General features: G+C 38.9%; 19 protein-coding genes and 1 pseudogene. All 20 read right to left on the bottom strand.

The features are described 5' to 3' along the window. Positions 1–51: 51 nt before the first annotated feature. The 20 genes and pseudogenes from SCALIN_RS14520 to ccoG all read right to left on the bottom strand — a co-directional run bounded on the left by SCALIN_RS14520 (position 52) and on the right by ccoG (position 20419). Entirely contained in the window at positions 52–963 is a 912-nt protein-coding gene (locus tag SCALIN_RS14520) for a hypothetical protein (RefSeq protein ID WP_133111938.1), read from the bottom strand. A gap of 121 nt (positions 964–1084) precedes the next feature. Further along, positions 1085–2122, bottom strand: a complete 1038-nt coding sequence (locus SCALIN_RS14525; protein WP_096895185.1) for a pentapeptide repeat-containing protein — start codon at positions 2120–2122, stop codon at positions 1085–1087. 243 nt (positions 2123–2365) lie between these two features. Next, positions 2366–3448, bottom strand: a complete 1083-nt coding sequence (locus SCALIN_RS14530; RefSeq protein ID WP_096895186.1) for a DUF4340 domain-containing protein — start codon at positions 3446–3448, stop codon at positions 2366–2368. A gap of 43 nt (positions 3449–3491) precedes the next feature. Beyond that, positions 3492–5492 (bottom strand): GldG family protein, encoded by a 2001-nt coding sequence (locus SCALIN_RS14535; protein WP_096895187.1) that lies wholly within the window; start codon positions 5490–5492, stop codon positions 3492–3494. Then, positions 5492–6223: an ABC transporter permease subunit gene (locus tag SCALIN_RS14540; RefSeq protein ID WP_096895188.1), complete on the bottom strand. Its 732-nt coding sequence runs from the start codon at positions 6221–6223 to the stop codon at positions 5492–5494. The genes SCALIN_RS14535 and SCALIN_RS14540 overlap by 1 nt, the downstream gene beginning before the upstream one ends. Positions 6224–6247: 24 nt before the next feature. Beyond that, positions 6248–6967: an ABC transporter ATP-binding protein gene (locus SCALIN_RS14545; RefSeq protein ID WP_096895189.1), complete on the bottom strand. Its 720-nt coding sequence runs from the start codon at positions 6965–6967 to the stop codon at positions 6248–6250. A gap of 149 nt (positions 6968–7116) precedes the next feature. Then, entirely contained in the window at positions 7117–8721 is a 1605-nt protein-coding gene (locus tag SCALIN_RS14550) for a SulP family inorganic anion transporter (RefSeq protein WP_096895590.1), read from the bottom strand. Between the two features lie 316 nt (positions 8722–9037). Further along, complete coding sequence (locus tag SCALIN_RS14555; protein WP_162532342.1) at positions 9038–9640, bottom strand: Hsp20/alpha crystallin family protein; 603 nt, start codon at positions 9638–9640, stop codon at positions 9038–9040. A 430-nt stretch (positions 9641–10070) separates the two neighbouring features. Then, positions 10071–11080 (bottom strand): annotated as a pseudogene (locus SCALIN_RS23140) (ISAzo13 family transposase). After that, positions 11073–11852, bottom strand: coding sequence for a hypothetical protein (locus SCALIN_RS14575; protein ID WP_096895194.1), 780 nt, complete (start codon positions 11850–11852; stop codon positions 11073–11075). Before SCALIN_RS14575 ends, SCALIN_RS23140 begins: the two are co-directional and overlap by 8 nt. Before the next feature lie 385 nt (positions 11853–12237). Then, complete coding sequence (locus tag SCALIN_RS14580) at positions 12238–12540, bottom strand: ComEA family DNA-binding protein (RefSeq protein ID WP_203415513.1); 303 nt, start codon at positions 12538–12540, stop codon at positions 12238–12240. 511 nt (positions 12541–13051) lie between these two features. Continuing rightward, positions 13052–13558: an Hsp20/alpha crystallin family protein gene (locus SCALIN_RS14590; RefSeq protein WP_096895196.1), complete on the bottom strand. Its 507-nt coding sequence runs from the start codon at positions 13556–13558 to the stop codon at positions 13052–13054. A gap of 132 nt (positions 13559–13690) precedes the next feature. Further along, positions 13691–14101: an Hsp20/alpha crystallin family protein gene (locus tag SCALIN_RS14595; protein ID WP_096895197.1), complete on the bottom strand. Its 411-nt coding sequence runs from the start codon at positions 14099–14101 to the stop codon at positions 13691–13693. Between the two features lie 20 nt (positions 14102–14121). Continuing rightward, entirely contained in the window at positions 14122–14541 is a 420-nt protein-coding gene (locus tag SCALIN_RS14600) for an Hsp20/alpha crystallin family protein (RefSeq protein ID WP_162532343.1), read from the bottom strand. Between the two features lie 97 nt (positions 14542–14638). Then, positions 14639–15076: an Hsp20/alpha crystallin family protein gene (locus SCALIN_RS14605; RefSeq protein WP_096895199.1), complete on the bottom strand. Its 438-nt coding sequence runs from the start codon at positions 15074–15076 to the stop codon at positions 14639–14641. 335 nt (positions 15077–15411) lie between these two features. Next, positions 15412–16455 carry a WD40 repeat domain-containing protein gene (locus SCALIN_RS14610; protein WP_096895200.1) on the bottom strand — a complete coding sequence of 348 codons (1044 nt, stop codon included), beginning with the start codon at positions 16453–16455 and terminating at the stop codon, positions 15412–15414. Beyond that, positions 16391–17284, bottom strand: coding sequence for a WD40 repeat domain-containing protein (locus SCALIN_RS14615; RefSeq protein ID WP_162532344.1), 894 nt, complete (start codon positions 17282–17284; stop codon positions 16391–16393). Before SCALIN_RS14615 ends, SCALIN_RS14610 begins: the two co-directional genes overlap by 65 nt. Positions 17285–17318: 34 nt before the next feature. Further along, positions 17319–17870, bottom strand: coding sequence for an REP-associated tyrosine transposase (locus SCALIN_RS14620; RefSeq protein WP_096895202.1), 552 nt, complete (start codon positions 17868–17870; stop codon positions 17319–17321). 457 nt (positions 17871–18327) lie between these two features. After that, the gene (locus SCALIN_RS14625) at positions 18328–19038 is read right to left on the bottom strand and encodes a sulfite exporter TauE/SafE family protein (protein ID WP_096895203.1); all 711 of its coding nucleotides are present in this window, start codon (positions 19036–19038) and stop codon (positions 18328–18330) included. Beyond that, entirely contained in the window at positions 19022–20419 is a 1398-nt protein-coding gene (ccoG, locus tag SCALIN_RS14630) for a cytochrome c oxidase accessory protein CcoG (protein ID WP_096895204.1), read from the bottom strand. The genes SCALIN_RS14625 and ccoG overlap by 17 nt, the downstream gene beginning before the upstream one ends. Position 20420: the final 1 nt, after the last annotated feature.

Genomic DNA, 20420 nt, shown 5'->3' on the forward strand with positions numbered 1-20420 from the left:
GTGCGACTCATAAATCAGATGAGGACGGAGGGATCATCCTCACGTACCCGCTCAGTTATGGTGCACTTCAGGACGGTTTATGTATGCAGAAGATGCAACTTTGTTCTGTGATTGTACCTTTGCTGTTGCTATTAACCTTTCCACAATTGGTTTTGTCAGGTCTTCTTTTACGTTAAGGTCGCCGGGGTTCTCCTGTACGAGATTCAAGATGGTTAATACAAATGCTGCCATGGTATCTATGGGTTGTACAAGAGTAGGTTCTGTCTGTTCAGCGGTCTTGAAAAATTTAAACCTGCCTTTTCTCTCCCCGTGTTCATCTGTATATAGTTCAACAATTGTGTAACTGCCTTTAACTGTCTCAGATAAAACACTGTCAAATAATTTCAGGAGTGCCTCTTTCTGTGTGCTCAAATGCTCATAACCTTGTCGATAATTGCCTTGTGAATCCAGAGCTCCTGCTATTCTGAACCACCCGTGAAATGATATTGTTTTAAAAAATTTCTTTATCTTTCCGCCATATATTATCGGTTCTGCTATTTCTTTCTTCACAAGAAAGTATAGCTTTGGCATATTTGCCGTATAGCTGTAAGACCTGATATCCGCATTGTAGACCAGATATTTAATAAACTCTTTATCTTTAATAGTATATTCATTGATTTTATGGCCAAGTTGTCCCCACTGTTCTATAACATCTGACAATTGGTGTTCGGGTATTTCTAACATCTTCACTGTAGTATATCCGTTTTTTTTGATGTTTACATGTTCTGAGATTATACTGCCTGTATCTGCCTGCCTGTCCCTGATATTTATTATTGCTGTTTGGTATTTAGCGGGTATTGCAGATGTTGCGGCATAAACTTCCTTGTGTCCTATATAGGCCAAAGGAGAAAGAGGGTTTACCGGATTTATTGTAAAAGCTAATATAATGAAGCTAATGTAAATAGTACGTATTATTCTCTGCATAAGTACCGGTCCCCACATTAAGTTTGTTTTTTTAATATAAGCAGTTGTGTTGCGTTAGTTACTCTTATCGGTACTATGAGAAATAACTTTAGTTCTTTTTTGGATTTTTTTATGACTTCGGTTATTTATCAGCTTTGTGCTGTTCTATCTGTTTGAAGGTTATGTCTTCCGGCAGGCGTGTACGTATATCAACGATGGCCAGTGCGAGTTGCTTCATCGTTATGTTTTTTACTTGCCTCAAATCGGCCCCGCGTAAATCGACATCGCGCAGGTCCGACCTTGACAGGTTTGCACCGGTCAAGTTTGCTGCCAATAATTTTGCCTTCTGTAAGTCTGCTCCCGAGAGGTCCACTCCCTGGAGACTCGCGCCTGTCAAATCTGCCCTTTGAAGGTTTGCCTGCTTCAAATTTGCGCCCTGCAGGCTCGCGTTCTTCAAGTTTGCCTTTTGAAGATTCGCCTCCCACAAGTTTGCATCATGCAGGTTTGATGCTGACAAATTTGAATGTGATAAATTTGCTCCCGTCAGATCTGCCTTCTGAAAGGATGACCACGGCATCTCCGCTCCTTCAAAATCTCCCCATCGCAATAACATCCCTTTCGCATCCGCACCTTCCAGCATTTTAATACCTAAAGCGCTTTTCAACCTGTCCTTGTTGTATTTTGGTATATCCCCAAACGTTATACCATCCGGAAATTTTGTCTTTTTATCATATACAGCTACAGCAATCTGCCGGAGGAAGAGATTTTTAGCGCCAGCTAGATTCGTTCCACGTAAGTCTGTTTCTTCCAGATTTGTCCGGGACAGATCCGCCCCGCGTAAATCCGCCTCCTTCAGGTTCGTCGTTCTCAGATTTGCCCCCGATAGATCTGTTCCCTGCAAGTTTGCCCGCGCCAGGTTCACCCCCTGCAGATTGATCCATCGTAGATCTGTCTTTGTCAAGTCAGCTCCTGCTAACGAATCAACACCCAGCCTTCTCTTAAGCTTCTCTTCTTCGTATCCGATGTCGCCTTCCTGCAGTGCTGCCTTATTCCTTTTCACAGTAACAACGTTATGCCTGGAAACCTCAGTTGTATATGCAACTGACAATTCGAAAAGCGTACAAAAACAAATTCCGAAACCTACAATTAGTAAATATCTTTTTGAACTGTTTTTAACCATTTTCAACACGCACCTTACGGCCAATAACACAAAAATACAGATGTCCCCTCCAGCAAAATTGCAAAAGTAATGACAATATTACCAGTTTATTCCTTGTTATCAAACCCTATTGAATTAGATACAATTTCTCATTTATTATTTGCACTTGACATAATGTTAAAACTATCATCAAATAAGTATTATACACTTAGTTGTGTGGCTCTAGTTAGTATGGTAAGAAGATGAGACTTTGATATGGTATACTTAGAAACCTATTTTTTTCTCTGTTTCCACTTTATTTTCTTCAAGCAACTCAGAAAGTTGTTTTGTCAGCTTTTTCGCGTCAAACTCGGCAATCTCGTAGATCCAGTTTTTGTGCCGTGCTGACATCTTTTGTGCTTTTTCCCGGGCTAATAGTTTTGCTTCTTTCTTCTTTAGTTCCTCTTCAGATTCGACAACACCCTGCTCTTTTGTAACTGGTGTTTTGTCTGTAAACTCTGTACTGCATGTTATATATGATTTATCATCTTTTTTTGCTATTTTTAATGTATAAACCGTTGAATCCTTCAAATAGCAAATGTACTCTTTATTAAAAGTCAGCCCTGAATCAGCAGTAGGGTTTTTCATTACATCTTCAAATCTCAAGTTATTTAATACCGTAAACACGCTCTTCGCATCATCGGCTTTCTGCTTTTTGCCCGGTGGAAGATCTTCTATTACAACCCCCTCTGTATCATCTCCGGATTTAAGTTTATAGGTTTCACTTGATGAGCTGACAGTTACAGATTTAATTTCTTGACGATCTACGGTAATAATGTTTCTGTTAACATAATTCATCACATCATCTTTAATCCAGGGTCGATCAAGTGTAACGTATACTTTGTCGCCTGGAATTACTCTGACAAATGTACCGCTTCCCTGGTCCTTGTTTTTGCCTATAATAATACCAACCAGTAGCTCTGAATCAGATGTAAGAAATTTTATTACACTGTTGGCATCTTCTTCCGCCACACCAAGGTCTTTGTGGTTTAACGGATTGTCTGTAAAAAGTCCCTCAACCTTTATGTCCATGCATGATGTTATAAAGCTGTTTATAGCTGCTGATTCAGCGGGGTAATTGTCTTTGTTAACAACAACAAATTGGTTTCCATCACGTTTCAGGGTAAACGCTTTATCGCTGGTCCCCAGACTGATAGTATCAATGTTTGAAGGATCCAGTCCCTGAATAAGGTGGGCTGATGTCTCCATCGCACTCCTGGTTCTGTTAGAAAAATGTGCCTGAACTATTGCCCAGGAAACCATGCATACGGTAATAATACCTAAAATTATAAGTTTTTTATTGCTCATATTGAATGTTTTTCAATCAAACTTTCTGATTTGTTTTTCTGGTCTATGCATCACTTGCATGACTTATATAATGTCTTTTTCTTAAAGATCGGCGTACGCCTAATACTATGGCAATTATTAATATAATTGCCGGAGCCATTAACATATTAAAATTCCTGAGTTTATTGCCAAGGCTTTCAATCCTCTCCCGCCTCTTCATCTTTACATTTCTAAGCTTTCGTTGTGCGTCATGCAATTTAATTTCAAGATCTTTCTTTTTCTGTAAAATCGAACTTCCAATAATCTCCTCATCTCCTTCTTCAGCGCTTGAAACGATAGCGTTCAGTTCATTTTGAAAACCTAGAATTTCAGCATTTATTCTGGCCTCTTCATTTGCCGTTTCTCTTTCTGCCTGTTTTTCAATACGATCAACTACTACAAATGGTCTCCTCATATTGCCACGTGATCTTATAGAGATCAGGTCACTGGATCCTCTCAACTCATCAATTGTATTCAACAAGAGAGTACCGTTATCTCCAATAGCCATACTGCCAATAAATGTCCTTTGATATGCCACCATATCACTTATAAAATCAACGTCTGAGAAAACTGCTACTGTACAATCTTCAGCTGCTTCTGTTTCACCCGTTACCCTCTTTTTGGTGGTTTTGTTCTCTTTGCCTGGGCCTTCAGGTCCAGTTTCGGCTTCTTGTTCATTTGTCTCTATCTCCTCTTCGATCTCAATGCCTTCAGGAAAACTACTCTTAAACTTGCCGGTAAGCAGATATCCCATAATTACCGGCTTTGTACCCTCTACAAACTTATTCATGAGTTGTGATGGGTTTGGCATCATCAATTCATATGGACTGCTGGTAGTCCAGCTGTTACCCTTGTCTGTTGTCGCCAGAAGTGGTCTCCTGTCAATCTTCACAATATCCTCTTTTTCTCCAGAATTATCTACTTCATTTAACACACCGGGAAATAACATTCTTACTTGATTAAGATCAGCGGTAATTACACTGTCAGGATTAAAGCATTGTGAAGTCAAGCCGAGAAAGCCTATTATATTTTCTGGCCTCTGGTTTGCCATTATTGAAGCCTTTAACGCTAAATTACGATCACCGGCAAAAGTCCTTTTTGGCATTTCTACTCCCCAATTACGTAAAAGAAGATTCAAATCCGAACTTTGGGAAGGGGGCACGCCTCTCTGCAATGCCATTTGGTCCGGTTGTTCCGCAAAACAGTGAGGATCAACGCAAATTACTGTCCTGCCACCTTTAAGCACAAACTGATCAATTGCAAATAACGTCTTCTCCGGCAAATCCTTTGGATGAATAACCAGTAAAATATCAACATCCTTTATCTCACTCACATCAGCAGCAATACTGTTTACTTCGTACTGTTTGCGTAGGTGTTCAATGACCGTCCAGGCAGGTTCTGTCTTCTGGCCCTGCATTCGCATCATCTGGGCCATGTAACCACTTACGTTGCTACCCATAACAGGCAATGAGCTTAAAACGCCTAATTTCGTCTTCTGCCTTGTTATTGCGGTATCTATTAAATAACTTATGTCATATTCAATAAAATTTTGTCTTTCAGGAGAAAAGAGAGGAATAGTCTTTTCTACTCCAAACTGTGTCTGCACTACAAGGCCGAAAAAGAAACTCTCCTCATCGGTTATCGGAAATCTCTGCAAACCATATCTCAGGGCCTGTACCTCTTCATCTGAAAACGGTCTTGGATCAATTATCTGCAAATCAACCATACCCTTTGAAGCAGAAACATACTCTTCCAGTAATGACTTTACAAACTGATAGTAGTTATTGAAATACTGGATTTGATCTGACCCCTTCAGAGCAGCGGTTTTCGCGTAATAGAGCTTAACCCTGACCGGCTGGTTCAGTTTGGATAAAATAGCCCTGGTGCCATCTGAAAGCGTATAGAGACCCTGTTCAGTCACATCAACCTTAATTGATTTACCTATATTCTGGCAAATACTTATTGCGCTGAACATAATTACCAGGACAAGGATTACTCCGATAATTACCCGTATAATTCTGTTCATTAACCGGTTTTCCTTTCATCTAACATGAAACTACACGCTGCAATCCATCCGATTATCAATAAAATGAAATAAGAAATATCACTAAACTCCAGGACCCCTTTCTGGATAGATTCAAAATGTGATTGAAGGCTCATGCTGCCGATGGCAGAAACCAGACCGGAAGGTAAGAAAGTTGAAAGATAGTTAAGGGTCGTCGGCATGCCGGCATATACAAGAATTGCACAGGCAACCACTGAAAGTACAAAACTTATCACCTGATTTTTGCTGACCGCCGAAAAGAAACATCCGATGGCAAGAAAGCTTCCGGCCATCAGGGCGCTCCCCAGATATCCCATTATAATTAAGCTGGGATCCGGATCACCTAAATAGCTGACGGTAATAACCATCGGGAAAGTTAAAGCCAGCGCGATTACGAGGAAAAGCCATGCAGCAAAGAACTTGCCCAGGACAGCCTCTATTACGGTGATCGGTAGAGTGAGGAGAAGTTCTATGGATCCGATCCTTCGTTCATCAGACCAGAGACGCATAGATACCGCAGGTACCAGGAAGACAAATAAAAGCGGCATATTCATAAAGAACACCTGCATATCTGCCTGCCTTATTTCAAAAAACCCCTGCTTAAAAGTCAGGTATCCTGAAAAGAAAAGAAAAACAATAAGGAATACGTATGCGACAGGTGTCGCAAAGTAAGACTTTAATTCTCTTTTGAATACGGCATTAAAGCTATTCATTCACTGTTTCCTATGTTAATTAATTTAAATCTCTTTCGTCCTGGTAATTCTTCGGAAAATCTCATCCAGACCGCACTTATACTCTTCCTTTAACTTTTCAGGTGTAGAGTCAACCTGTATCTCCCCCTTCGATATAATAATGGCCCTGGAGCAGACAGCATCTACTTCTTCAAGAATATGGGTAGAGACAATAATACATTTATCCTTAGACATTCTGTTTATCAGCTCCCTGACCTCATGTTTTTGATTAGGATCAAGTCCATCAGTAGGTTCGTCAAGGATCAGGACCTCCGGATCGTGTATCAGTGTTTGCGCTAATCCCACGCGGCGTTTATACCCTTTTGAGAGCGTCTCGATTGTCTGATGATATACGGATTCGATTGAGCACATTGGGACAATACGATCCAACGCCTGTTTTCGCCTTTTGTTCTTAATGTCCCTTGCGTCACACACAAAACCTAAAAAATCACCAACAGTCATTTCATTGTATAATGGTACGTTTTCAGCCAGATAGCCTAAGGACTTCCTTACTTCGACCGGACTCTTTAAAATGTCGTACCCACAGATTGTAGCAGACCCACTATCCGGTTTTAAAAAGCAGGCCAGCATCTTCATCAGCGTACTCTTACCTGCACCATTAGGGCCGAGAAACCCCAACACCTCACCTTTATCGACGTTAAAGGTGACACCGTTAACGGCTACTATAGATCCAAAATTTCGACTCAGTTTATTGATACTTATCATGTGAATAATTTATTATCTATATAATCATTTAATTTAAATATTATATTATAATTTTTTATACAATACACAATTTATGGCTTACTGGTTCCCACAAAACTAAAAAAACTTTTGTTGGGATATAAATCTTTGAAAAGCAACACGTAAACTGGTTATAATTTATCCTTGATCGGTAGTGCTAATACCCATTTATCAAGTTTTTTCGAGTAAATCTCTTCTCTACTATTTTTTTCAACCAATGGCAACTTCAGTTTTACATTAATATCTCTATCTTCTGCTGTTTTAATGAAATCTTCTATTACCTCTCTTACATCATAATCAATACTATTGCTTTTGCTCATATCAATGGTCACACATGTCTTGCCTGGTATCCTTGACAACTCTTTTATAATTGCCCCTTTATTTAAAAAGTTAACATCTTCCGCCAGAGTAATTCTTGTCTGTTTTTCTCCGTTACTTGTCTCGATATGTAAAAAATGAGAATTTTTGTAGTTACGGATTAAAACGACAGCAGCTCCGACACCGCACCCCAGTCCCAGCCCGACCAGCAAATCTACAAAAACTATTCCAAGAATAGTGACGATGAAGGGTAGAAACTGGTCCCATCCAAGTTTATATATTTGAATAAAGAGAGAAGGTTTTGACAATTTATATCCAACCATTATGAGTATACAGGCAAGAGCGGATAATGGTATAAGATTAAGTACACCTGGAATCAATGCAACACAAATTAACAGAAAAACTCCATGAAGAATAGTAGATAGCTTAGTCCTTGAATCGGCATGAATATTGGCAGAACTTCGAACAATAACCTGTGTAATTGGCAATCCACCAATCAATCCTGATATTATGTTTCCGGTACCCTGAGCAAATAACTCCCGGTTGGTTGAGGTAACTCTCTTGTGAGGGTCCAGTTTGTCGGTAGCCTCCACACATAAGAGCGTTTCTAAGCTGGCGACAATTGCAATCGTTGCACCTAGAAAATAAACGTCTTTATTACCTAATTGGCTGAAATCAGGAAAGCTGAATTGTGAAAAAAATGATGAAATACTACCTGCAACCGGAACACTTACCATGTGTTCCGCGCCTATGGTATATTGAGGAAAATAACTTTTTAATATAAGCTGGCAGCAGATAGAAGCGGCTACAACAACTATGGGACCTTGTATCAATTTAAATATGCTATATTTTTTTGTCAGATACAATTCCCACAACAATAAAATCATTAAAGAAATAGCGGCAACTATTACTGCACCTGGAGTTATATGACCGAGAAGAAGTTTCCAGATTAATGTAAATGTGTTTTCACCGTCTACCTGGATAAAAGAATCACTGCCCATCCACTCTTTATCAAATCCGAACGCATGCGGAATCTGTTTTAAGATGATGATGATACCGATCCCGGAGAGCATACCTTTTATAACCGTAGATGGAAAAAAATATCCGATAACACCTGATCTTGCCAATCCAAGTATTATTTGTATCACTCCCCCGATGATAACAGCAAGTAGAAATATCTCGAAAGAGTCCATTCTCTCCAACGCATCCAGAATGATTACCGCCAATCCTGCCGCTGGCCCACTCACTCCATGCGCAGAGTCACTTATCGACCCTACTACTATACCACCAATTATTCCGGCAATAAGGCCTGAAAATAGAGGCGCTCCACTTGCCAATGCAATCCCAAGACACAGCGGCAATGCCACAAAAAATACTACTATGCTAGCCGGAATGTCCTCTTTGAAATGAGAAAACATTCCATGTTTTATTCTTCCACTTTCAATCTCAGCCATCGTATAATCTCCAATACTGTATCTGCTAAAATCAATAGTAAAAGCACATACAGTAATTTTTTATATGAACAGGTGGTACATTGATAGATGTACTCGACACATAAATTTCTGTAAGCACTTCATTGATACCAATCCTGCTTATTATAACAGCTCCAATTAATATTGCGCCTAATATTTCTGTACAGCATTCATGGTGACTTCGAAAATGGGATATGAGGGATTTGGAATATACACTTTCTTACATTTTTTAATATTGTCAATTATATTATTACGTTGATTCTCACCCAACTTTTGGTAATTTGATAATGATCTTATCACCATCGTGCTCCATCTTTACTCTGGTGCTATCAACTCCCTGGGGCACAGGAAATGAACGGCGAAATGTAGAGCTTGAGAATTGTCTGGAATTTCCATTTTTACTTTTCTCTCCTGATTTTTTCTCAACGGTACCGGAAATCTTTATCTGTCCATCTTCCACACGGATATCGAGTTTTTGATCAGAAAGACCTTTGATAATAACGTCGTAATAGACAAAGTCCTCATCTTCTCTAATTTGAATATCTCCGGGATCTCCTCCTCCAAACTTATTCTTAAACCACGAATCAAAAATTCCACCACCTTGATCATCATCGAGTTTACCAAACTGCCGCATCATGCTCTCCTGCATTCTTCTCATCTCATCAAAAGGGGATTTACTGGATCTGAAGAAATCATCATCAAAGAAAGAATCAAGTGTTTTATCCATACTTTCTTCATGATTGGATAATTTGTCAATGGTAGTAATTTCATATTTTCCATTGGTCCTATAGCTTTGTACAGCAAACAGTACTGCGGCGCCGAGGGCAAAACATAACACACCGATAGTTATCTGATATTTTAACATTACGAACATCCTTTCTTAATGAACATATTACTCACAAAGACTTCCCAATAGCGATAAGAACCGCCAGGAACGCTCCAAAATCACTTCTCCAATTCCACGATTAAAAACCTCTTCATTTAAAGGTAGATATGGTGGCTCCATATTACGCTACCGGTACCACCATTGAAAACGAAAGAGACAGACCTTTTATAGCCATAATGATCGTTTACAGTATAGCTACTATAAAATATCCTGCTGACCGGCTTTGATTCCTTATCCGTGATGCTGCGGTGGCAGTATATTTCAGTATTTTATCATCTATCGTTATAGCATGTTGGGTAACAACCTTGTTAGGAGGACCAAGAACACCACTCTTCTTCTGACTTTCAGAATTTTCCTCATTATTTAGGGTCCGAGAAAAAATAACTTTACAATCTTGAGGCCAGAATTCTCAACAATTAATTAGTCGATATGTATCCACCGTTTGGAAGAAGTGTATAGTTCCACTTTGGTATAGTGTTATGTGGCCTAATCTTAATAGTCTTGAAATCTTCATCTGAAATTTTTTCCCTTTTATATAATTTTTTCTAATCAGGTATGCTCTAACGTTTAAACCCGTATTGGTTTTTGTACTTCTTATATACTTCAAAACAGTTTCATAACTTTTTAGTGGAGTGCCTTGCCAATTTTTAGATATTTCACTAAACAACCTATGTTCTATGGGATGCCATTTTGAGGCTCCGGCTGGATAATGGCAAACTGTAGCTTCCATACCATATTTATTGCAGAGTAATTCATTCAATTTTAACTTCTACATTCTGGATCTATAGCCGTTCGTACCTCCAGAATCTACTAAAATTAGTATTTTTCCAGAGTGAGGATACATCCTTTTGCCATAGCATTTCCACCACTTTATAATATTTTCCACTACGAATTCGGATGTTTCACTTGAAGTAAATTTGTTTTCTTTTTTATCCCAGAGAGATTGGGATACATGTACAAAACCTTCATATCGCTGAACATCAAGTATCCCGCCGGGAATGGCTCTTCCTATGCCATAGTTTTTAAAGTCGTGATCAAAAACTAAATCGGATTTTTTTTGTATCTGGTTCCTGGATTTCTAAAATTGCCTATCATTTCTTTAGATTTTGTATCTACGCTTATCACAGAATAACCATGTTTTACAAACTCCTCACGCTTGTTCTTGCTATACTCAAACTGCTCGTTTCTTTCTTCCCGCTCTTCCTTTCTTAGCTTTTTGCCTCCATTTGATATTTTTTTACTGTTACATCGAAGAGAATAGTTCGACTCTTTGATTAATGTCCCAACCGCTTTCCTGCTGACTTCAATTCCAAGAAAAGTCAATTGTTCTGCAATTTTTCCAGGCGTTCTTCTTATCCACTTCACGCCCTTCCCTATAGGATCTCCTGTTTTTTCATATTCCATGAGATTTTCAATCATCTTTTCTATTTCCAGGCTTTTTTTTTATGGGTCTTCTGCCACCTCCTTTTTTACGAACACGTTCAACCTCTAAATCATAGTCCATAATTTCTTTTCGTCCTTTTGCAACGGTGTGGCAATCAATCCCTAAGAGTTTTGAAATTATTTGATCTCCGCCATATCCTATCTTTATTGCTTCCAACCCTGAATAAAGGCGTTTTTGCTTTTCATTGAGAAGGCTTGAAAACAATACTATTGCTGCTTCCAATTCATGTTGCAGCAAACCATCTTCAACCTTTCCTGATTTGCAATCTTGATCATACAAATATTCCCTTCTGCGAATCACTTGTTTTGTTTGAACATCTGAACTTATCGAGAAATAAACGTAAACACCAGCTATCCTTTTTCTACAAAGACACTTCCTCTTAAAAAGGTTAATAAGGGACTCTTTAACGGAAACATGAAGAATATCATCAAGCTCGATAACCGAATATCCCTTCTCAGATTTCATTACAAATACTTTTGTAGTCTCCAACAAGGTCCCGTAGGTTGAAAACCAAACAGATTGAGAAGACCACAAACCGAGATCGTCAAACTTGATAGTCTTCTCAAGCGCATAGTATTTTCCTCGGTGAGAATAACTTGTTCTCAAGGGCAATTCCCTCAACTTCCTAAATACCGTCATCCGAACATCCGTGCCCAATACTTTCTTTAAATCCTCCATCGTGGCGATTTTATACTGTTCAAGATGCCTTTTTATCCTTGCTGACGAGTAAGTCCCTGTCTTTGCCATGTTACAATTTCTCCCATATTCTTATAATAAGATGAATTGTAACATGGCGAGGCTGTTTGTGCAAGCTTGACTATACCAATCTCTCCTGGTTTTTAAGCGCTCATTACACATTTTAGCAAAATGCGCGAAATCATATGCTTGTGACAGTTCTGCTAAAGATTGTAAAGTTATTCTTTCTTGAGCCTTTAGTTCACTTAGTACAATAGGATTCTGTAAAAAGTAAATACAAACTAAACTAATGTAAGAGCCGATATATTTACCAGAAGGAAATAAAATTATAGTTTAAAGAAAATATTTCATTAAGTTTTCTGGAACTACTCAGAAAATGGTATATGAGGGAACCATAAAATAAAGTTTTTAAAATCTGTTTCTTACTCTCCCGGTGTTACTTTTTACCAGGTTTAACATAAATAAAGTCTTTATTTATGTTAAAAATGTCCTTGCTGATTCCTGGAACATTCAAAAATTCTTCTACCGTTTTAAAATTTCTAACAGTCTCACGGTACTTTATAACAGCGTCTGCTTTAGCGAGATCGACACCGCCAAGTGTAACTAATTCATGCCTGTCAGCAGTATTGATATTGACCTTGCCATAAAGTATTTCTCTAGACATAGCCGGTCTACTAGTAACGCTAATAACAAAAATAAAGATTATAATGCTAAACAGTAATTTTTTATTATTAAACATTTTTAACCTCCTTTTAATTAAAAAAGTTATTCATGGCCCCTCATATACCATATATATTCTTCTTTTTTTTGCTCTTAGCAAAATTGATTTTCAAGACTTTCTTTTAATCTGATGAACATAGCTTCTCCTTGCCAATCTTGCAAAGAGCCCGTAAGAAACGGTAAAAATGTAAAAAAACTAGTCAAATTTTTATACAACCTCGGTTTTAAATTTGTTCCCATGGTGTTTTCAAATTTACTTCCTAACCCATGCAGAAATTTAATCAGTTCTATTATCATTGTCCTAAATAACTAATAGGCATGAAGTCGCTTTACATACTCTTTTTTGTATTTTGCTATACAATCAAAAAAATTACTTTGTTACATATTCATGTTGATAGTCAATGCTCTGTCAATCTACGGTAATCAGTGAGAAGGCACAATCATCCTCTATAGTTGAATATGGTAACAAGGCTTATTTAGAAAAACATTATGGGGGAGAGAAAATACTCCCCCATAAAACTTCTGCACAATCATTCAGATTTAACTTCAATCTTTCGTACATTTTCCTGTGCTTTTGTGCTCTTAGGCAGATTTATTTTGAGCACACCTTTCTTAAAAGCTGCCTTGATGTTCTCCTGCTCAACTTCGCAGGGAACCTGCAGGGAACGGTAAAAAGACCCATAGCTTCTCTCTACATGATAATACTCTTTATCCTTTTCCTCTTTCTCCTGTTTCTTTTCTCCTTTAATAGTGAGTACATCGTCTCTCAAAGAAATATCAACGTCATCTTGATCCATTCCCGGTACCTCTACGGTAACTTCAATCTCTTTGTCATTTTCACTTACATTCACCTTTGGTGAAAATTCGACTAACCTCTCTTCCTTAAAAGGCAGGGAAGGAAATCTGTCGAAACCTCTAAAGAAATCATCAAATAATCGGTCCACTTCTCTATGAAGCGTAGCAACAGGATGTTGAAGTTCAGGTTGCATCTGCTGCTGTTTCTTCCTGTTCCATGTTATTAAATCTCGCCAAGCCATTGTAGGCCTCCTTTCTGTTAAAAATTAAAGTTTTCGATGTGTAGGAATTATTTCAATTTACGTCATCGTGATGACTCAATTTAATCATCCATTCCTTGTTACTTACTGAAAGAAACCTTATGCCAATCTTAGTTACTTGATCTCAATCTTCCTTGGCAGAGATTCCTCTGCCTTTGGCAATGTCAGAGTCAATACTCCATCAGAGAGATTCGCGTCAATCTTTGCCGTATCGATAATGTTTGATACGGTGAATCTTCGGGTATAATGACCTACATTATACTCGGTATATACCGGATTAAGATTTTCATAAGGTGAATGGTCTATCTTGGCATCAACTTCCAGGTTGTTATTTTCAAGAGTGATATTTACATTTTCCTTTCGAACGCCCGGAACATCCATAACTACCACAAGGCTTTTTTCCGTCTCTGCAATATCAGTCTTAGGAATATAATACTTTCCCGGTACGGTTCTCTCCCCGGCATATTCGGTTTTTTCCGGCTTCCTGTTTTCAGCTTTTGTTATATCTTTCGTTTCCTTACTCATGATATCCTCCTTTCAAATAATTATTGGATTGTAATCTGTTTTGGTTTGTCTGCTTCCGCACGTGGTAGAGTAAGTAAAAGAAGACCGTCCTTATATTCCGCTTTTACCTTATCGGCTTCAACGTTAACGGGCAGTCTCACTGTCCTGTCAAATTTCGAGGAATCGCGCTCAACACGGTGATAGCTGGTATTTTCACCGTACTTTATGGTGCGTTCTCCTGCAAGTCGTAATGTGTTTCCTTTCACTTCAATATTCAGGTCCTCCTTTTTTACACCGGGTAATTCGGCGACCAGAACCATTTCGCCATCCTTCTCAAAAATGTTGACCGGTGGATTCACACCTCGACTCGTTGTTGCGCTATCAAAAAATCCTGTATTAAATGAACGATCCATTGCTTCCTGTAAACCTAATAATGTTTCAAGTGCTCCTGGTAATAACATGTTAGACCTCCTTTCAAATTTAATAAAATTTCTCTTATAAACCATTTTTGAATGTTGAGATGCGGGACAAAACCCCGCATCTCAACATGTTACAAATTCAGGCACTCTTAACGGCAATCTTCTTTGTCTCTGACTTCTCCATCTTTGGCAGAATAATTTTAAGAACGCCCTGATGTTCCTTCGCTTCTACCTTCTCTTTGTTGACTTGTGCAGGAAGTTCAATTGTACGGGTGAAACTACCATAAGTCCTTTCAACCCGATGATAAGATTTTTCCTTCTCTTCCTTCTCTTCCTTTTTTTCTCCCTTTATTATCAGCATGTCATTTACAATTGAGATATCAATATTTTTTGGATCAACTCCGGGGATTTCAGCATTTACGATAATATCGTTGTCTGTTTCAGCGATATCAATATCAGGATTCCATCCACCCCCAGGAGATTTTGTATTCCAGAAGTTATCAAACAGCTTGCTCATATCATCATTAAATGCATCGAATAAAGGTAATCTATTCAATCTTATTAATTCCCTTTTCATTTTATGTCCCTCCTTTAAACTAAGCGTTATTGTAATTTTATATTTCTTTTTGAGATCTTTTCTCTCTTTGTTTATTAAACGTAGCAAGGGGTGTGCCAAAATATGCAAGGTGCTATAAACACATGACTTGTGTGTTTGATCACAAAAAATAGTATCTTTTTAAGCAAAAACGGGAATGAAATTTCCCTTTTATGCTGGGTTTTCATTCTCATATAGAATAAACTGTAGGAGAAAGCGGAACAAGTGTTAGTGGTATGATGTTATTGTTTATGAAATATGGACTTATATATATGATGATTAAATTACAAAAGGGAACAATGATTCCCTTTTGTAATTTAATAGTGTATTTGCTTCCATTTGTATTCGTCGGGGTTGCTGATCCTGGCGGTTACCATGTCCTGTCTGTTGTAAGCCTGAATATGGCCCTTTCTTTCTGAGCTGTCCGGGTCAAGGGTGTTTACTATATTTCCCTCTTCATCCTGCTCAACGATCTTTAGCTTTTCAGGATTCTCTGTATAAAACCAACGCTCATCCATACCCTCTTCCTGCGGACATGTCCACAATGCATGGTCTTTGTAAATATGTAGAGTCGCGATATTACTGCCTGTTTCAACATCCCAGAACATCACCGTTCCATCTTGACTGCCGGTGATAATGTGGTTAGTTGTCGTGTCATAACAGAGACCGATAATACCCGCCTTGTGACCCTTGAAAACATTGACACATTGTCGGCTTTCAAGGTCCCACTGCCTGCAGGTCATATCATTGCTTACGGTAAAGGCGTAGCTCCAGTCATTATTCGTTACTACATTAAAAACAGTTGTTGTATGGCCGGTGAAAGTCTTTATGCATTTGCCGCTTTCAATGTCCCATGATTTGGCAGTGTTATCTTCGCTACATGAGATTAATTTATTTTCTGTAGGATGAATAACAATAGCAAGAATATATTCATTATGTCCTTTTAAATCCCTGGTAGAGTTATCCTCCCTGTTGTGTATTCTAATCTCTTTCCCGTTCGCAATAGCAAGATACTTGCCGTTATGATCCAGATGACAAATATAATCAAAACCTGAGAGCGTCTCAATACATTCACCGGATGTGGTGTCCCACTCCTTTACGGCGCCACCATGGTCACCGCTAAAGAGCCGTGTGCCATCATTAGTTAATGCTATACTATAAACCCGACACTTATGGCCCTTGTAAATTACCTGGCATTTCCCTGTTTTAAGGTCCCATTTTCTTGCTGTCCCATCCCAGCTGCCGGTATAGAGATATTTGTTGTCATGGCTTAGACACGAAGCTCTTACCATACCTTCATGGCCAATAAAGGTTTGAAGGGGCGTCAACCATGGTCCCGCTAAAGAGCCGTGTGCCATCATTAGTTAATGCTATACTATAAACCCGACACTTATGGCCCTTGTAAATTACCTGGCATTTCCCTGTTTTAAGGTCCCATTTTCTTGCTGTCCCATCCCAGCTGCCGGTATAGAGATATTTGTTGTCATGGCTTAGACACGAAGCTCTTACCATACCTTCATGGCCAATAAAGGTTTGAAGGGGCTTGCCGGTTGTAAGCTCCCACAGCTTTACCATCGCGTTGCCACCGGCAGTCACCAGAAACCGGCCATCTTTGCTTATACATAAAGACCTGATTGCTATCACATCACCGCTTCCAAGGGTATTAATACACTCTCCGGTTTTTACATCCCAGACCCTGGATGTATTGTCAAATGATGATGAAATGATTTTTTCATCATCAGATATAAAATCAAAGGCCGTAATGTCACGAGTATGACCATTCATCTCCTTGATGAGCATACCAGTCTTAACATTATAGAGACGAATTGGCTCATGACCTATTGAATTGGAATTACCTTCGGCCACTACAAACTTTCCATTTTTAGAATAGGCTACTGCCCATATCTCAGAGTTAAACGTGTCGAATTCTTTAATCAACCTACCGGTTTCAGCATTCCAGAGTCTAAGCAGTTTGTCTCTGCTTCCTGTAACTATATACCGGAAGTCGGAGCTTAAAGCAAAGCAATCAATCATTCCCCCATTCTCCTGAATAATCGCCCTTACACGACCTGTGATGACATCCCATTCAAGCAATGTGCCGTCAGCGCTACCGGATAATATCTTTGTTTCATCCTGGTTAAAGGCTACTTTAAAAACACTATTTGTATGTCCCTCATATGTTTTAACCACAAGATCGGTCTCTAAATTCCAAAGTTTTACTGTTCTATTCTCCAAAATTTGTGTCGTTTGTATTACTTGAATCATCTCCACCCCAATCCGGTGGATAAAGCCCGTCTCTTACACATCTATGAAATGTTGAATATGGCCAATCATTGACACTTTTGACCAAACCATGCTTTACCGGGTTAAAGTGTACGTAATTCATATGCTTATTAAAATCATCTTCATCACGGACCATGTGCTCCCAGAATCTCCGTTGCCAAATTGTAGATTCACGATATTTACGCTTTGAGTTAGTCATCCATTCATCTTTATACAAAAACCCTTTGGTTCTTTTTGAAAACCATGCTTTGATCAATCCCCAGCGCTTTGAGAAATCACTATCTCCTTCCGGTAGTGACCAAATACAATGAAGATGTTCCGGCAGCAACACCCAGCTATCAATTTTAAATGGATATTTTCTCTTCACCTCATTAATAACTTCATGAAGAATGTTTCGACTTTCCAGTTGGGTCAGAAAGCGTTGCCGATTAAATGTAACAACCGTAAAAAAGAAAGTCCCACCGGGTACAAATGCTCTTCGAAAGTTCGGCATAATTATTTTCACCTTCCGTACATTTTTTTTGTAGGGCAGGCAATGCCTGCCATTTTCATCTAAACACAAATAAAAAGGTAGGCAGTGCCTACCCTACTGGTGTAAAGGCAACTGGATGGTCCAGTTTTTAAATCACGCCTCAACTTTGTGTCATTATACAAAAAAAAATACCACCCATTCAATGTACATTATCGTTAATTCTGTGAAAAATATTGGGTATTTAGAATGTACTACATCTTGTAGATATGGGCAATGGCATTGAATTAGCGATTTTCTTGCAGACTGTTTTTTATCAATTTTAACTTGATGTGCGGGAATCCAGATTGAACGAGTCACATAGATTCCGAGGAATTCGGGTATGACAAAAGCGGTATACGTAAAAACCTAACCGGATGACGCTGAATAAAATAGTAGTAACACAGTTACTGCACTCCAGCTTTCTTGAAGCAGGTTATTATTAATGGCAGCAATGTTCTACTGCCAGATTGGATAGTTTCAGTATTAAACTTGAAATACCTATAAACATTAGAAAAATGCCAATGTATATTGATGCTTTACCGTTAAAATGTTTAATTGGTTTTTTAACCAATAGTGAAATGCCGGAAAGTGCGGGTAGAGTTCCTATCCAGAAAGATGTCAGTAGTACCCCACCCCAGAGTGGGTTGTTTGTCGCGACCGCGATTAAAATAAAACCGTATAACCATCCACACGGTAACAGGGGACTCAACAGACCTATGAAGAAACTTGAAACAAAATGAGAGGTTTTACTTTTTAGTAATCTGCCAACCCTATTCTGGTAAAAAAGCCTCAGGAAAGCAGGTTGTTTAATATGTAATTGCCCTTTTCTCATGATGTTGAATCCAATAACCAGGAAACTAATACTTAAAAAAACCGTTGAGACAAGAGAGATATATTTCATCTCAGAGTTGATAAACTCTGATCCCAGGAATCCGGCCAGAGCGCCCACACTGAAATAACCAAGCAGGCGTCCAAGGTGATAATTTAACAGGCCCTTTCTGCTTTGCGCACCTGCTGTCATTGCCAGCCCTCCGCACATTCCGACACAGTGTATACTGCCGATAATGCTGGCTGCAATAATTGAAAAAGGTACCATGGCGGGCAGCATGTCGTTTATCTTATTAAGTATATTATTAGACAGGTCCAGCAAGTGTAATTTCCTTTCTATATTTCTGTGTTCTCTCTTTTGATTTTGTCACAATGTGTAATATGAATTTATGGTAGCTTCTTCCCTCTAAAATCGACTTTGGGAATTTTATAAAAATGTGATTTTTCTTTGCCTGGCCAGGTGGAATTGTAACCGGAAGCGTTACCGCAATAACTTCTATCTCTTTGCTTATAATATGTTCTGATCGTATGATATCAACTTCAATTTTTTCAGTACTCTGGTTTTTAAAGTTAAGCGTAAAATGGTTTGCGATTAAAGTTTTCTCTTTTGCTGTTTCAAGCACCTGATAAGGGCTTTCATGTGCCCTCAAAACAGTGATGTCTAAACCTGATCTGTTAAAGATAAACAAGAACAGTCCGATAACTGAGAAAATAGTCAACCCGAGGTAGATATTTGTCTTCATCTTCCAGAAGATTTTTTTTTTGCCTTTCAGTCCGTTTTCAGATTCATATCGTATAAGCCCCTTCGGTTTATTTGTTATCCGCATAATCTCGTTACATGCATCTATGCAGGAGGTACAGGCGATACATTCCATCTGGATACCGTTACGAATATCAATGCCTGTGGGGCAGACAGCAACACATTTAAAGCAGTTTATACAATCACCCCTCTCTTCAGATTTAACATTTCCCCCCTTTCTAGGCTCTCCTCTCTTTGCATCATAAGCAACTACAAGAGAATCCTCATCCATTAACACGGACTGAAGCCTGCCGTATGGACATATGATTGTGCAGAGGCGTTCTTTAAACCATCCGAAGTTCAGGAGAATAATGAGTGTAGTGGTGTTTACTATTAAAAAGGTAAAAATGTTTTCAGAGGGTGAGCCCAGGGACATTGACAGGAGCTCTCCAGGACCGGTAAAGTATGCAAAAAAGGTGTGCGACAGGATTAAACTTACAGTGAAAAACAGAAGCCATTTGACAACTCTCTTTAAAATTTTTTCTTTGTCAAAAGAGGTTTCGTGAAGCTTCTTTCTGGCAATGTGATTCCCTTCCACAAGAGTTTCAATCCTTCGGAATAGTCCATCGACAGGGATTGTCTGAGGACAGGCCCAACCGCACCATACTCTTCCCCAAACCGAAGTAACAAATAACAACGCCAGAGCAAAACCAGCTAATACAAAGAAAAGCAGTGGCGCGTCGTGTCCCCAGAAACTGATACCAAAGAACGTAAATCTGCGATCGGGTATATTAATGAGGATGGAAGGTAAGCCGTTTATTTTAATCCAGGGGAGCAGGATGAAAACGACTATTAACACCCATTGAGAAAGGTTCCTGTATTTTCTAAAGAAACCATGTGCCGCCATTGGGAACTGATTTATGTGAAAACCGTCTTCCGGGTGTTTTTGAATACTTTCCTGCATT

Origin of the sequence: Candidatus Scalindua japonica, assembly GCF_002443295.1 — a bacterium.
Taxonomy (GTDB): Bacteria; Planctomycetota; Brocadiia; order Brocadiales; family Scalinduaceae; genus Scalindua; species Scalindua japonica.

Bases quoted from the DNA above. Each gene is read 5' to 3' on its own strand.
- SCALIN_RS14600 (WP_162532343.1), bottom strand. From the start codon at position 14,541: ATGTTATTACCAGGAGCACTTGAAACATTATTAGGTTTACAGGAAGCA.
- SCALIN_RS14525 (WP_096895185.1), bottom strand. From the start codon at position 2,122: ATGGTTAAAAACAGTTCAAAAAGATATTTACTAATTGTAGGTTTCGGA.
- SCALIN_RS14580 (WP_203415513.1), bottom strand. From the start codon at position 12,540: ATGTTTAATAATAAAAAATTACTGTTTAGCATTATAATCTTTATTTTT.
- SCALIN_RS14595 (WP_096895197.1), bottom strand. From the start codon at position 14,101: ATGAGTAAGGAAACGAAAGATATAACAAAAGCTGAAAACAGGAAGCCG.
- SCALIN_RS14520 (WP_133111938.1), bottom strand. From the start codon at position 963: ATGCAGAGAATAATACGTACTATTTACATTAGCTTCATTATATTAGCT.
- SCALIN_RS14555 (WP_162532342.1), bottom strand. From the start codon at position 9,640: ATGTTAAAATATCAGATAACTATCGGTGTGTTATGTTTTGCCCTCGGC.
- SCALIN_RS14540 (WP_096895188.1), bottom strand. From the start codon at position 6,223: ATGAATAGCTTTAATGCCGTATTCAAAAGAGAATTAAAGTCTTACTTT.
- SCALIN_RS14550 (WP_096895590.1), bottom strand. From the start codon at position 8,721: ATGTTTTCTCATTTCAAAGAGGACATTCCGGCTAGCATAGTAGTATTT.
- SCALIN_RS14590 (WP_096895196.1), bottom strand. From the start codon at position 13,558: ATGGCTTGGCGAGATTTAATAACATGGAACAGGAAGAAACAGCAGCAG.
- SCALIN_RS14620 (WP_096895202.1), bottom strand. From the start codon at position 17,870: ATGCCGAACTTTCGAAGAGCATTTGTACCCGGTGGGACTTTCTTTTTT.
- SCALIN_RS14545 (WP_096895189.1), bottom strand. From the start codon at position 6,967: ATGATAAGTATCAATAAACTGAGTCGAAATTTTGGATCTATAGTAGCC.
- SCALIN_RS14575 (WP_096895194.1), bottom strand. From the start codon at position 11,852: ATGGCAAAGACAGGGACTTACTCGTCAGCAAGGATAAAAAGGCATCTT.
- SCALIN_RS14535 (WP_096895187.1), bottom strand. From the start codon at position 5,492: ATGAACAGAATTATACGGGTAATTATCGGAGTAATCCTTGTCCTGGTA.
- ccoG (WP_096895204.1), bottom strand. From the start codon at position 20,419: ATGCAGGAAAGTATTCAAAAACACCCGGAAGACGGTTTTCACATAAAT.
- SCALIN_RS14530 (WP_096895186.1), bottom strand. From the start codon at position 3,448: ATGAGCAATAAAAAACTTATAATTTTAGGTATTATTACCGTATGCATG.
- SCALIN_RS14610 (WP_096895200.1), bottom strand. From the start codon at position 16,455: ATGATGGCACACGGCTCTTTAGCGGGACCATGGTTGACGCCCCTTCAA.
- SCALIN_RS14605 (WP_096895199.1), bottom strand. From the start codon at position 15,076: ATGAAAAGGGAATTAATAAGATTGAATAGATTACCTTTATTCGATGCA.